Here is a 15,574-nt window from a genome sequence, read left to right on the forward strand (position 1 = left end):
AATTTCCCCTAGAATGAGATTGCGACGAGCGGCTTGCTTGGGTGTACAGCGGAATGCTTGGACCTAAGAGCAAGATGCTTGGGCAATTGGTAATAATTCAAAAATTTAAAACCTAAAAAACCTTGCTTGGTCAGCAGAGGAAGTGTCATGTATGGGTAGTTTGGAGGCTATTTGACGAAAGAAAGTTTTCTCTAATCATTAGAGCAAACATTTCTCACGACATAAGTGACGGAAGATATTTCCGTCGGAGGGGGGTAAAGTAAATCAGTCAAAAGTGACTTTTAAAAATTGAATGTATTATCCACCAATGTTACTTGAGATATTTGGTTTTTTAATTGGTATGTTAAAAGTATGTGAATAGAGCCACATTGAACATGTGGCCTGTGGTAAATGTTGAAAAAAGAAATGTATTAAAGGGATTTTTTGCACTGCTGAATACCTAATTTAATTTTGAAGGAAAGTTCACCAAGCAGGTTATAAAGCTCGACGGAGAAACTATCCGTCGAACTTTACTTCAATGAATCTGAACTAGATTTGTCAATCCAATTGGTAAAAGTTTCTTTGTTGTGTTAACTACTTCTTTGCAAATCAGAGAGAAAACCCATTGCCATCTCTCATTACTCTCTTGCCAATCTAACAGGCAGACGTGGGCTAATCAACTATTCAATTTCTCTGTAACAAAAAGCCTTAATGTCAAAAAAGTGAATACATTCACCAATGCTTTTCTCAAAAATCATTGAATCGGAAAAATTAGCACTTAATACAGTTTCAAAATAAAAATATACGAACTTGAATTAGTTATTTTTCGTATAAAACCCCTAAATTTCACTAAACTATTTAATATGTTTGTTGCAAGATAAACACACCATATCTTCTTTACATAAAAACTTGACCAAAACTGAAGGTTTTCTTGAAAACAAGAACTAGAGAGGATATCAAACTTTACATCATTCAAAATCTAGCTATATGGTGCTTTCCAGCCATCTCACTATAATCTACATAGCTATGGCTTGGTTTTCAAATGAAAAAAAAAAAAAATGACCTGTTTGTTAGGGTATAAATAAGATGTCAATATGTAAAATAGTGTAATCCGTATATACCATTATTTAAGTTGTGGATATAATTTGCATGTTATTTTGTCAGCAATGTGTAGCTGTCATGATAATGGATGAAAAATTAACACAACAGATTTACAAAACAATGTAAGTTTGGTGGATAATTTTTCGATATGTAGTTTTGATGTGAGAAAGTTACTAAAATACTCACAAGGGGAAAGATAAAAACGTTTAGTTTAGTGTGACAAAACATAATACTACCTAAACTTGATGAAAAAAGTATGACAGTATGACGGATAGTTTCTCCGTCATATGCTGTTGTTTTTTTGAAGGTATTTGAAGTATTTTTTAAGTAATTCTTAAAGAAGTCTTGCTTTTTACCCCCCCTCCGACGGAAATATCTTCCGTCGCTTATGTCGTGAGAAATGTTTGCTCTAATGATTAGAGAAAACTTTCTTTCATCAAATAGCCTCCAAACTACCATACATGACACTTCCTCTGCTGACCAAGCAAGGTTTTTTAGGTTTTAAATTTTTGAATTATTACCAATTGCCAAAGCACTTTGCTGTTAGGTTCAAGCATTCCGCTGTATACCCAAGCAAGCCGCTCGTCGCAATCTCATTCTAGGGGAAATTGAATGAATAAGATTTATCGTGTCATTTTTAACAAAGCACGTGGTATTTTTATGGCGGTTTCTGAGTTGACCAATAGTCACTCGAAAGAGAAATCAAGCATCGAGGGTGTGAGTGCGACAGGGACGGTGCGTACAAAAGGGTTTGCGTTATCGCCTTTATTTGTGGCGGGACTTATTTCTGCAGGTATTTTGGCTCCTGGTAGTGCTTCTGCTTATAAGTATTATGATGGTCAAGTTTATACATGTGATGGACATATTTCTGTCGATAATCCTACTAATTATAGCGGCGATGATTGCACCCTACCCGCAGGCAGTGTTGCATTGAATTTAAAATCAGACACCAAAAAAGAAATAGGCACAGTAGCTAGTTATGCTGTTGCTATCGGCTATGGGGCTGTTATGGACACTGCAGCATGGCAATCTGTGGTTATTGGCAACAACACTTCAGCTTATGCAGAAGGCTATGGTGCAGGTAACGGCGACCTTTATGGTTTAACGGCTGTCGGTGCAGAGTCCAAAGCACGAGGACAACAATCTACAGCAATAGGTAATCGAGTTGGCGCTCGTAAACAGTCAACAGCTATTGGTAATGACGTATATGCAGCAGGCTACAGCTCTATCGCTATCGGTAACGATGACGTAGCAACAAATAATGATGGAACAGCAAGTGATTATCGTGACATGTTGCCAGATGCGACCATTACTAAATTTTATAAAAAACTGTGGGAACGAGATGGTTCAACCACTGGTGCAGGAAGAGATGCTTTTCTATCGGAACAAGATTTTGCTGGTAAATACAGAAGCGGTAACGCTGTCTACTCACCAACTTATGCCGCAGGTCTAGGGGCTATTGCGATTGGTTCTCGTGCCCTAGCAGGTGGTGATGTGTCAACAGCACTAGGGGCATTGTCTTTTGCCCTAGCCGACCGTTCGACTGCAGTAGGTATCCGTGCCTTTGTGGCAGACACGGCACAAGGTGCGACCGCCATGGGTGAAAACTCTCGTGTTTATGCCGCTAACTCTGTTGCAGTAGGTAATAATACCGAGGCAGGAGCTACAGGTTCATTTGCATATGGTTATAACGCCAAAGCAGTAGGTCAAGGTTCTCTTGCTTTAGGTTATGGTGCTATTGCAGCCGCTCAATTAGATACAAACGCATACAACAACCTCAATACGTTGCTCAAATGGATGCACGAGGATAATCGTCTGATTAATCCTGATGGCTCTCAAAATCCAAACTCAGATTTCAGTACAGGGATTACAGGTAGTACCCAAGTATTAACGGCTTTACTGAACGGGGAAACTGTCAACTACCGAGATGCCTTAAGAAATATGATTAAACTCAAATATTCTAAAAAAGGTGTAGTGCTCACTGATGATCAAGCTGAGACAAAACTGACAGAGCTTCTTACTAATATTCCAAAGGTTGTGACAGATGCAGAATTTAATTTTAATGAAGGTGTCACAAGTAATACACTATTTACATATAACAATAACGAGTATTTAAATATCGGTAGAAAATCCATTAAATCCATTGCCAAAAATCAAGATGGTGGTGCAGATGTGGTGAATGCCTTGGCCATTGGTCGTCATACCTTTGCGTTAAAATCTAATACCATTGCGATGGGGTATTCAACGATTGCAGATGGCAGCGGCTCCATTGCAATAGGTTCCTATGCACATGCTACCGACAATGCACCTGCATCATTAGTACTTGGGGTAAATGCCTATGCCAATGCGGCTAATGCATTAGCGGTGGGCTTTTCTTCTAATGTATTTGGTAATAGAGGTATGGCGATTGGTATGGGAGCTCTGGTTAGCCATAAGGGTAGCGACGGAGCTGCGATTGGTTTAGGAGCGCAAGCAGATGCCGCAGGAGCAATGGCTATTGGTAACAGTTCTAACGCTACCTTGAGAAACTCTGTAGCCATTGGTTATAGAACAATCACTGACTATACTGAAGAAGAGTTGAGTAAGGCAGGTTATGCTCCTAAAGGGACGATTGCTATTCCAACCATCAAAGGTAATGGTGTTATTTCTGTGGGTTCTACTACAGAACCTCGTCGTATTGCGGGTTTAGCCTCTGGTCGCTTGGATACGGATGCGGTGAACGTGGCTCAATTGCGTAGTTTAGATGAAAAATTTGAGCGTCAAATCGCTAGTCTTGGTGATGACCAAGGGGCTAACTTCCTTGCTGTGGATAAAACGAATGCGACCAGTGAAGGGGGTAAATTAGCCGCTAAATTCTCTCAATCTTCAGACTACAATCGCTATGTTCGTCTTAAAACCATGTTAGTGGGTTTTGATTTAAGCAAGACATTGACGGACGCAGAGTTTGATGAGGATGAGCTTGCAAAATTCAGACAAGAAGTCGAAGACCTTGGTAATAAGTATGGTAATACGAACGCTGGCAAAATTAGTGCGACAGCCACTTCGCTTTCAGGGTTAGATGCTGAAATTGCAGCAGCTAAGGCACAATTAGACCAAATGCCTGAAAATACAGCAGATGAAATCTCAGCAAAAGAAGCCAAACGTATTGAATTATATACGGCTATCCGTAATAAGATTCAGACAGCAGGTGAAACAGACTCTGCACGTGCTTATGGTGAATATACTGCTGCACAATTAGAAGAAGCCCGTGCAAGCTCCAACTTTGACAATGAAGGGGCTCGAGGCGATGATAGTATTGCCTTAGGTTTTAAAGCAAGTACATCCGCTAAAAAAGCAGATGGCTCTTATGACGATACACAAAAAGGGGCTCGTGCCATTGCCATGGGTTTTGAAGCACAGGCAAGTGCTGATGAGGCTATTGCCATCGGTACCAAAAATAAAGTCACTGGTGCTAAATCTATCGCCATTGGTTATGGTCATACCGTGAGTGGTGCTAATTCTGGTGCGTTTGGGGATCCAAGTACAATTTCTGGTACTGGCTCTTATGCTGTGGGTAATAACAACACTGTCAGCGCTGACAATACCTTTGTGTTGGGTAGCAATGTGACAGCCGATACAGCACGCTCTGTTTATTTAGGTGATAAAACAGCGGCGATTGCTAAGGGTGAGGTTTCTGCTGGTAAGACAGATGATGCTTACAAGTCTTTTGTACTAAAAGATAATCAGGACAAAGTGTTGTTGACACTAGGTTCTGATACTGAGACGACTAAATCGTTTGCCGGCAATACACCTATCGGTGTAGTGACTATTGGTAGCGATACAGAAACCCGTCGTCTTCAAGGTGTGGCAGCTGGTTTAATCGGCGCTAATTCGACCGATGCTATCAACGGTTCTCAACTTTATGCTGTGATTAGTGGGCTTCAATCTTATGTCGCGGATGCCACTAAAAATGCAGGCGTAAACTGGTTTAATGTAAACAGTACACGTGATTCTAATGCTAATGATAGCACTCGCGATAATAACAATAAGACAGCTACTGTGACAGGTGCTTTAGGTAAAGATACTATCGCGATTGGTAAAAATGCGACAGCGGGTGCTAAAGATGTTGAAAACACAGATGATAATGAAGCAAGAGATAACGCTGTTGCCATCGGTTTATCAGCTCAAGCGACAGGGGCTTCTTCTGTTGCATTAGGTCAAGGTACACAAGCTTCTGGTGCTAATGCCACTGCATTGGGTCAAGGTGCTAAAGCGATAGGTTCAAATGGAGCTACTGCGGTTGGCTTTAATGCAGAAGCGCAAAAACAAGGCTCTGTCGCGATTGGTCAGTCTTCTTCAGCCAAAGTACAAGACGCTGTGGCTATTGGTAATGGTGCTCGTGTTGCTGCAGCAACGGATACTGAGAGTGTCGCTGCACCTAATGGCAGTGTAGCGATTGGTAGTGGTTCAGTAGCGGGTGCTGTCCATAGTAATGGTCCATGGGCTATTGGCAATGGTTCTGCTGCAGCTTTAGTGGTTCAAGATACTGCGAAGATTGCTGAGTTGCAAAAAGCATTCGATTCAGCAGATGCTCTATATCGCGCAAAATATCGTGAATACTTAGCAATACAAGACAAAGAATCACCTGAGGCAAAAGCTCTTCTTAAAGAATTAAACGGAGAAGATAATTTAGGGGAAACTTCAGGTTTAAAATATGAAAAAAATCAAGCAGCCAGCGCACTAGCAGCCGCTCAAGCGGATACTTCATACAATAGCCGCTCAGTCTTTGCTATCGGTAGTGCAGGCAACGAACGTCAAATCCAAAACGTTGCTGCTGGTGTAGTATCAGCAGACTCAACCGACGCCATCAACGGCTCACAACTTTACTATACAAACAAATACCTTACTGACTTAGCTGAAAGAGCGGGTCTTGATGGTAAACCAATTAACGGTATTGATGGTGCTCAAGGTAAAGATGGTACTGACGGCACTAACGGCACAACCATTGCTGGTGCCGACGGAGCTAAAGGCGATGCGGGTCGTGATGGTATCCCTGGTGACTCTGGTATAGGTGGTGCTAATGGTGCTGACGGTACACCGGGTCTTGCAGGACCTGCTGGTCGTGATGGTCAAAGCGATACTACTTTAGCCAACAAAGTCCAATCATTACGTGATGGTGTGTCAGGTACTGTGGTTTATACTGATACCGCTGGCAACCGTGTATTAGCAGAAAATGGTAAATACTACAAAACTGATTTAGTTGCTGGTAAGGCAAAACATACTGATGGTTTATGGTATGACACAACTGACTTTAATAATGATGGTACGTTAAAAGATACCGCTAAAGGTAAAGGTAAATCTCTTGACCAGTTAAATAAAGCGCTTATTGCAGAAGCAACCAAGGATGCTAGTGGCGATGATGCGATTGCGGAAGCAACTAAAAATGCTACCAAAGCGATTGAGAATACAGATGTGATTCTCTCAGCAGTGAACCCAGATGGTAAGACTGCGACACCAGTAACTTTAGGCAATATTGCTAGCGTATTGAATATTCCTGCGGCAACACCAATCACAGACGCAACGACAGCGGCAGGTTATGTAGGTAAACCAGCTCAAGGCGAAACAAAAGCATCTGGTCTTTTTGCCCTATCAGGCGCTAACCTTAACCGCGTTGTTACTGCAGCGGATTTACAAGCCTTAGCGGTAGCGGGTATGAACTTCGCTGATCGTGTTGGTGGTTCAGTCAATATCCCATTAGGTGGTGTATTAAATATTTATGGTGATGGTTCAACACCAGCTACTACTGAAGGTGGTAAAGCAACAGATAAATATATCACCACAACAGCAGCTAATGGTGCGATTACCATTAGCTTAACCGACAAGGTAACTAGCAAATTAGATAAGTTGCCTGAGGATGTTACTGCTGACATCGCTAAGAAAGCTGATAAGAGCCAAACCATTAAATTGAATTCAAATGGAAACTCTACTACTGCTCAAACATTAGGTCAAACGGATGGTATTGCCTTTGGTGTGAAAGGTGATAGCACAACCATAGAAACCTCTGGTTCTGGTAGTGATATTACTGTTAAGGTAAAAAATGGGGGTATTGGTTCAGACCAATTAGCGGGTGATGCTGTTATTACAGCCAAAATTACAGACAAAAATGTAACCAAAGCAAAACTAGCCGAGGATGTACAAGAAACTTTAGACAATGCTGCAGCATTGGCAACCAATACGGTGAAATTATCTGGAAATTCAGGTAGCACTGCTACACAACAGTTAGATAAATCAGGCGGACTTGAGTTTACCATTAAAGGCGATACGGCAGGGGATATTTCAACATCAGCATCGGGTAGTGCAGTTTCTTTAACGCTAAATAAAGCTACAACGGTGACTAATGAGGCTGATAAGAAGGATAAAGTGGTTACTTCTGGTGCGGTTTATGATGCGATTAATAAGGCAAAAACTACCGTAGCTTTAAAAGCAGGTGAAACAGCACTTGAATTGGATAGTAATACAACAAGCGGTGCTAACGCCTATACCTTGTCGTTGAAAAAAGAGGGTATTACTACGCTATTAAACGACACATTTGCGAAAGCAGATGCAAGTAATATTAAAGATGATAAGGTTACGAAATGGAAAGAGGCACTAGGTATTACAGGTGTAGCTTCCAATACTTCCTATATTAATTTTAAAGGCACAGGGGAAAATAGCGCTGATGCTAAGGTAACATTAGATCAAACCTTAAGTATTGATGGCGGTGATGATTTAGTAGCAACGACAACGGCGGCAACGACAGGAACGTCTACTTCACCGGCTAAATTAGCGTTAGCTTTATCTAAAGCTGTAAAAGATAAACTCGATAAAATTGATAGTACAAAAGATTATGTGACCACAGAGCGTACTATCGAATTAACAGCTGATAAAAATACTTCAGCAGGTGCTAAATCACTAAAAGACAATGTTAGTTTTGCGATTAAAGGCGGCGCAGGTATTGAAACAAAAGGTAGCAGCGATGGCAGTATTTCTATTGCAATTAAAGATGCGGGCATTACTGCAGATATGCTAGGTACAGGTGTTGTTACAAAAGATAAGCTTGGTGCTAGTGCGGTAACAACTGATAAGCTTGCAGCTAATGCGGTTACTAATGAGAAAATCCAAGATAGTACGATTACTAAAGAAAAACTCGCCTTTAGTATTGACGATATGGATACCGTGTCAAAAGCGACTATTGAATTCCAAGGCAATACTAAAACAGGAGAAACTTTAGCCTCTAGCACAGGCAAGAAAAATCTTAAAGATAGCCCTATCTTTAAAATTGTAGGTGATACAGCAGAGGGACAAGGGGATATTACGGCGATTGCAGCCTCGGATAATACTATCACTTTAAGTTTAAATAAGATTTTAGCGACAACTGGTATTACAAGTTCTGCAACTGGTGTGGTAAGTGGTAAAGCGGTGTATGCCGCAATTAATGCAGCGCGTCCAGTCATACAACCAGCAACTGCAGCTGATAGTGAAACATTTAGTACAGCAGATGACAATTGGAAGTTCACTAATCAGAAAGACAACTTGATTAAAGTTGTAAAATCAGAAGCAGGAACTGGTATTAAAGGCGATACTTGGGGCATTGCATTAACCAAGAAAATGTTAACGGATGCGTTGGATGATACCTATATTAATAAGGGTAATACGACGGGTACGGGTATTACGTTTGTAGATGATCATCAGACTGTATCCTTAGAGCAGGCTACAAAAGTAATTGATGGGACTACATATAAGTTATACACCAGAAAACCAGATGGGGTCGCAAGCCAAACCTATTACATAGAAGATGGTTCTAATAAGGCTTATGTCATTGATCCAAAAACTGGAAATTTAAAGCAAGCATATTCTGGGATTACACTAGGGAATTATGAAGCCATTCAAGTGGCAACAGGTACAGCAACTGACGCACCTGTTTCGAAGACCATTGATCTTGGTAAAGGACTCAAATTTGAAACGGATGGGTATATTTCAGTAGACTATCTTCCTGGAGATGATACTTATTCAGAGGCAGATGGTGTGCAAGAAGCTCCTAAACTTCGCATTGGTGCAAGTTTGGCCGTCAAAAATGCGATTCGTTTGATGAATGATGGTTTATTTAATGGTAGCAGCATTGCCTATAAAGTTAATGGAACAGCGCCAGACCAATATGTTCCATCCAGTGTTGGTTTTGATTTCCGTGGTGAAACACCAACTAGCGGTAGAGCTTTACCAACTTCTAATCAAAATATCACAGTCTATTTACCGAGTGGTACAGATTCTAACCCTGGTGTAGTGAACTTTTCACTTGATTCTGAGTTGCAGAATATGACCTCTATTGGCAGTGGTTCACGTGGTACTACTGATGATACAGGAGCTACTAAAGAAGCTCGCTTAACCTTTAATAGTGCAAAAGTAGAAAGTGGTACTAATGGTCAGCCAGGTTACACACCAAAACAAGATGCAAGTATTGTGGCGAACGATGTGAAACTCACTGGTTTAGCTGATGGTGTGATTGAAGCAGGTTCTAAAGATGCGATTACAGGCGGTCAATTATCCAAAGCGCTTGGTATCAATAATAATGAACACAACAGCATTGGTGACCGTATCACTAAACTAGAGCAAGGCTTAAAAGGCACTGTCGTTTATACCGATCAAGACGGCAATCGTGTGGTGAAAGCTGGCGACAACTTCTACAAATACGAGGATGTCAAAGACTATTACTATGATACTCAAACAAATAGCTGGTATGGCGCTTGGGATAAAGAAACCAATCAACCAGTTGGTGACGCGAAAATTGTAACAGCAGTTAGCAATCCAGAGGATATTTATCTCTCTTTAGTGGATAAAAACGATGCGAATAACAACACCTTAACCACACCAATTGCCTTAGGTAATTTACTCAGTGCGTTAGGAATTGTGACTACAGGCACTACAACTAGTACGACAGATACTGAGTTAGCAGGTAGTCCGATAACTAAAGACGCAGCACAAACTGTTATCGGTAAAGTTGCTGCTGAGAGTGAGTCTGCCACTGGATTATATGCGAAACAAGGTCGTGTTCTTAATCGTGCAGCCACTTTAGCTGATTTACAAGCGGTCGCGATGGCAGGCTTGGATATCTTAGGTAACCAAGAAGATGATAGCAATAAAGACAACCGCATTCGTAAAGCCTTAGGTTCAGTATTGAATATCGAAGGTAAGGCAAATACGAAGTATGTAACAGCCGCTACGGTGCCAGATACACGTGCAGAGAATACAGTTTATTCTGCAGAATACAGTGCCAACAACCTTATCACGCATAATGATAAGGGAACATTGCGCATTGAAATGTTGAAAAATCCATCATTTACAGGGGTAACCTTGGATAATGATAAAGACGGTGCTGATAAAGCGAAAGTGACCCTAACCCCAAGTAAAGTCACTGAAACGAGTGGTACAAATGCAGTAACGCATAGTGTATTGAATCTTTCTAATGGTGAACCCGCAGGTGATGACGGTAAAGGTGACGATGTTCAAATCCGAGGAGTAGCTGCTGGAACAAGTGCAGACGCTGCAGTGAATCTTGCCCAATTACAAGCGTTAGAAAATGTCGTTGGTAAACCAGGACAAGATGGGGCTAATGGTGACAGGGGTCCAGCAGGTCACGATGGCACCAACGGCCAAAGCCTGTTTAACCAAGTTGATGCGTTGCGTAATGGATTAGCAGGTACTGTGGTTTATACGGATAAAGACGGTAAACGCCTCATTTCTGCTGACGGCAACTACTATTATCGCGATGTCATTACAGAGGGCTATGTAAAAGCGAATGATGGTAGGTGGTATCTTGCAGGTGATGTAGAGAACGGCATACCAAAAGCAGGTAAAGAAGGTGAAGGTAAGACTTTAGCTGAGTTGAATACGGCATATATTGGAAAAGCAGAAGGGAATCAATCACAATTTGTTGATGCGTCAAATGTTATCCTTTCTACAGTAAATGCTGATGGTACAACCACTAAACCAATTCAATTAGCGAATTTGGCAAGTGCTTTAGGGGCGACTTTAACTGGTACACCACAAAAAGATACAACAGCACCGTCCAGTAAGGATGCAGATGCTATTGTGGCGAACTTGCTTAATGGTAAAGCTGGTAAAACTACAAATTCAACTGATAAGCTAGATATGAGCCGTGCAGCGACTGTGGCAGATTTACAAATTCTTGCTAAAGCTGGTTTAACCTTCCAAGGTAATGATAGTGTGGATGTACAGCGTGCATTATCAGAAACCTTAACCTTAACAGGCGAAGGTACGAAACATAATGAGTTTGGAGCAAGCGCACAAGGTAATATTGATGTGGTTGCAAATGCGACTAACTCACCAACAGGTTTGGTGATCAAACTTGCACAAAATCTTGCCGATATTTCGTCTATTGGTACTGGTAAATCTGGTGAGGCGAATGCAGCACGGATTACCTTTACCGCTGGAAAAGCGGCAGAAGGAGATAATGCAGCAGTTGATCCGATTATTTCTATGAATAAGGCGAAAGTCGATGGGGTACTTAATGGTGCTGTGGATTCATCTAGCAAAGAGGCGATTAACGGAAGCCAACTCTATGATTATATGGGCAATATCCAAAGCGTTTTAGGTTCAACCTTTACACAAGGTGCTGATGGTAAATTGACTGCAGGGAATATTGGTGGCACCGGCAAAGCTACGATTGAAGAAGCCATCGCAAGCTTGCAAACATCAGCAACAACAGCTGCTGGCGGTTTTAATATTGGCGGTAATAGTATCGCTAAGGATAAAGATTCTAAGGACACCACAGGTAGCGTAACAGCGGGTGACACCTTAACGATTAATGGTAAAGCGGATAGCGGTATCACCACCGTTGCTGATAAATCGACAGATACTATCACCATTGATGTATCAAATCCTGAAGCATTTGGTAAGTATGTGGGGGTAGATGCAATCAGCAAGAGTCCAACCAGCAAACTTGTTCAAGAAAAAGCCGTGAAATCTTATGTGGATGCGTTAGCAGATAAGATTGGGGTTAATCCTGTGAACGGTATTGATGGTAAGAATGGTAAAGATGGTGACGTTGCCGATTCAGATGCAAAAGGTATTCCAGGTAAAGAGGGTGCAGTTGGTCCAGCAGGTAAAGATGGCTTAAATGGCACAACTGTTGCTAATAAAGTCCAAGCATTACGTGATGGCGCAGCAGGTACCGTAGTTTATACTGACCTAGCAGGCAACCGTGTTTTAGTCGAAAATGGCAAATACTATAAAACCAGTATTGTAAACGGTTACGAAAAAGCCAACGATGGTTTATGGTATAAGGCAGTAGCTGTAAATGCTGATGGCACGGTAAATCAAGAGGAATTAGACAAATTAGATATAAGTGATCGAACAGGTAAAACACTAGCAACTTTATCTGAAAAAGAATCTAATTCTAACATTGACCCAGCGAATGTGATGTTATCTGCGGTAGATGCTAATGGTAAGACTCAAACACCAACCACGTTAGCTAACGTAAGAAGTGCTTTAGGATTGACTGGTAAGGCAGACAATTCAGCAGCCACTGGTGCTAATGCGGACGATATTAAGCAAAATGCTGAAAATGCGCTTAAAGCACCAGCAGCGATTACTGCAGACGCAGCACAAAAAGTTGTTGCAGGTAAGCGGAAAGGAGGCACTGGTGCAGATAAAGATACGATTATCGTAGATCAGAATGGCAAATCAGGTATTTATGCTTTATCAGGCGCTACCCTAAATAAAGTGACAACCTTAGGTGATTTACAAGCAGTGGCACAAGCGGGGCTTGATTTTACAGGTTCAATTGATGCTTCTACAGATAATAAGGGACTTACTATTCATCGTCCATTAGGTACGGCGTTAAACTTAATCGGTGCTAAAGACGAAAAGACCGGTTTAGAAGCTAAAGACAAATACGATGCTAAGAACCTAGCTACCCTTGTTGATGCAACCAATCATCAAATTCAATTTGTGATGAAGAAAGCACCAAGCTTTGAAGCATTAACCTTACAAGGTGCTGGTACTGATACACCGAAAGTTGTCTTTACTCCAGGTGGTACAACAGATCAACCAACAGTAACTTTAAGTGATGGTGGTGCAGAAGCTAATGCTAAACCTGTAGAAATTAAAGGTGTGGCAGATGGTACAGCGGATGATTCTGCTGTGAACTTAGCCCAATTAAACAAAGTGGCTGCACAAATTGGTATGAATGGTAAAGACGGCACTAGCGGTGTGAACGGTGTAGATGGCGCTGATGGTGTGGATGGCAAACCAGCCATCGGTCAGCCAGGTGTACCAGGTAAAGATGGTCAGGGTCTTGTGGGGCCAGCAGGTCAAGACGGTATGAACGGCACAACTATCGTAAACAAAGTCCAAGGACTTCGTGATGGTGTGGCAGGTACATTGGTTTACACTGATACCAAAGGCAACCGTGTATTGGCTGAAAACGGTAAGTACTATGATACTAGCCTTGTTGGTGACAAAGTCAAAGCAAACAATGGCTTGTGGTACGATGCTGGAAAAGTGAATACTGATGGCTCACTCAAAGATTCTAAGGATACAAGTGGTAGAACATTGGCTGAGTTGAATGATGCTTCTATTAAGGCAAAAAATGGTGATAAATCATTAAGCAATGATAAAGTTATCCTTTCTGCGGTGAACCCTGATGGAGAAACAACTTCACCAGTGACTATCGCTAACTTGAAGCATAATCTTGCTACTATCGCGTCACCAACTGATGATGAATTTAACAAAGCAGTAACTGCCTTAGGTCTTGATCCTAACACGTTAACAGACGCACAGAAAGCAAGCGTTAAATCTAAACTTGCTGGCGAGAAAGCAAGTAAAGAAGTGGCTAAATTGTTGAAACTTGATGGTTCAACTGATGCAGATATCGCAGCTCAATTGAAACGTGCGGTAACTTTACGTGACTTACAAACTGTCGCTCAAGCTGGCTTAACCTTTGTGGGTAATGATGGTGTAAATATTCATCGTGCTTTAGGTAGTACGTTGAAGATTGAAGGTCAGAAAGACACTAAATACATTGTTTCTGAGTACAAAGATTCCTCTGATGAAACGAAAGTAACCAATAATGGCAACAGCCACTTATACGCAGCTGATAACCTTATCACTCATGCAGATGGTACAGATACTGTTCGTATTGAGATGAAGAAACTTCCTCACTATGAAGGTATCATCCTCAACGGTAAAAACGGTGATGATGGTGAAAATGGTAAGGACGGTAAAGACGGCTTTATCGGGGTGAATGATAAAGGCGAAGTTGTCGTGATCAATGGTGTCAACGGTAAAGACGGCACTAAAGGTAAAGACGGAAAAGATGGTCGTGATGGAGTCAACGGTCAAAATGGATCGAAAGTCATCACTCAAGCTGACATCGATGGTACTGGTGCTGCAGGTGTGAAACTTAGCTACAAAGCAGGTACTGAAGAAACTGCTAACACAACTACTCTTAAAGAAGGTCTAATCTTTAAAGGAGATGACAACATCAAGACTTCAACAAAAGCCAATGGTGAGGTCAATGTTATGTTGAACGATAAATTAACTGGTATCGACTCTATTGGCGGTAAAGATGGTGAAGGCTCTTTAGACTTCGGTAGCCGTGACAAAATAGGTCCAGACGGTAAACCAGTCAAAGATGAGAATGACAAAGTAGTCAAAGAGAAAACCATTGACGCTGGCGGTTCTGTCATCACCAATGTCGCTGCTGGTGATGTTTCAGCAAACTCTACTGATGCTGTGACTGGTGGTCAATTATTTGAGGTCAAGGAAAGCATCAAAAACGTGGGTGAAGCAGCTAATACCGCTAACGAAACCATTGCCAAAGGCTTGAATATTGCCACTAACGGTCAATCAGAGAAGATGGCATTGGGTGATACCGTCAATGTGAAGAACGGCGCCAATATTGCCGTTTCTGAGATTACCAAAGAGACCAAAGATGGTGTGTCTACCTTTAACTACACTATCAATGTTAAAGGAATCCCAATGACTTATGTGGATAAAGAAGGTAAACCACTTGTCCAAGTGGGTGATGATTTCTATCACCTTAATGACAAAGGTCTTCCTAATTTAGCCGCAGGTCCTGTAGCCACTTCTGATATTGGCGGTATCAAGGCTGTTAAAGACCCAACTAAGCTTAACGACCAAGCCGTTGGCAAGGATGCATTGTCAACAGTAGAGGTTGCTGACGGTAAAGTGGCTGCAAATAGTAAAGAGGCTGTCAACGGAGGTCAATTACATCAATTGGCAAGCGTATTAGGTGATGGTTATGTCCAAGCAGACGGTACTATCAAAGCCCCTGAAACCAAGACTGCAGACAGTAATGGTGATAAAGGCGGTATTGGCGGCACAGGTAAGACAACCATTAATGAGGCGATTAACGAAGTTCGTCAAACAGCTGGAGCAACCACTGTTAAGGCTGGTAAGAACATCAAGGTTACACCTGATACAGAAGGAGCCAAAG

Annotated in this window: 1 protein-coding gene; it reads left to right on the top strand. The window is 41.7% G+C overall.

Annotated features, from left to right (window positions below):
* Window positions 1-1,692: 1,692 nt before the first annotated feature.
* Window positions 1,693-15,574: ESPR-type extended signal peptide-containing protein (locus HKX40_RS10405; protein WP_171589518.1), on the top strand; the 13,882-nt coding region annotated here is incomplete at its 3' end.

It is taken from the genome of Pelistega europaea (assembly GCF_013133775.1).
Taxonomy (GTDB): Bacteria; Pseudomonadota; Gammaproteobacteria; order Burkholderiales; family Burkholderiaceae_B; genus Taylorella; species Taylorella europaea.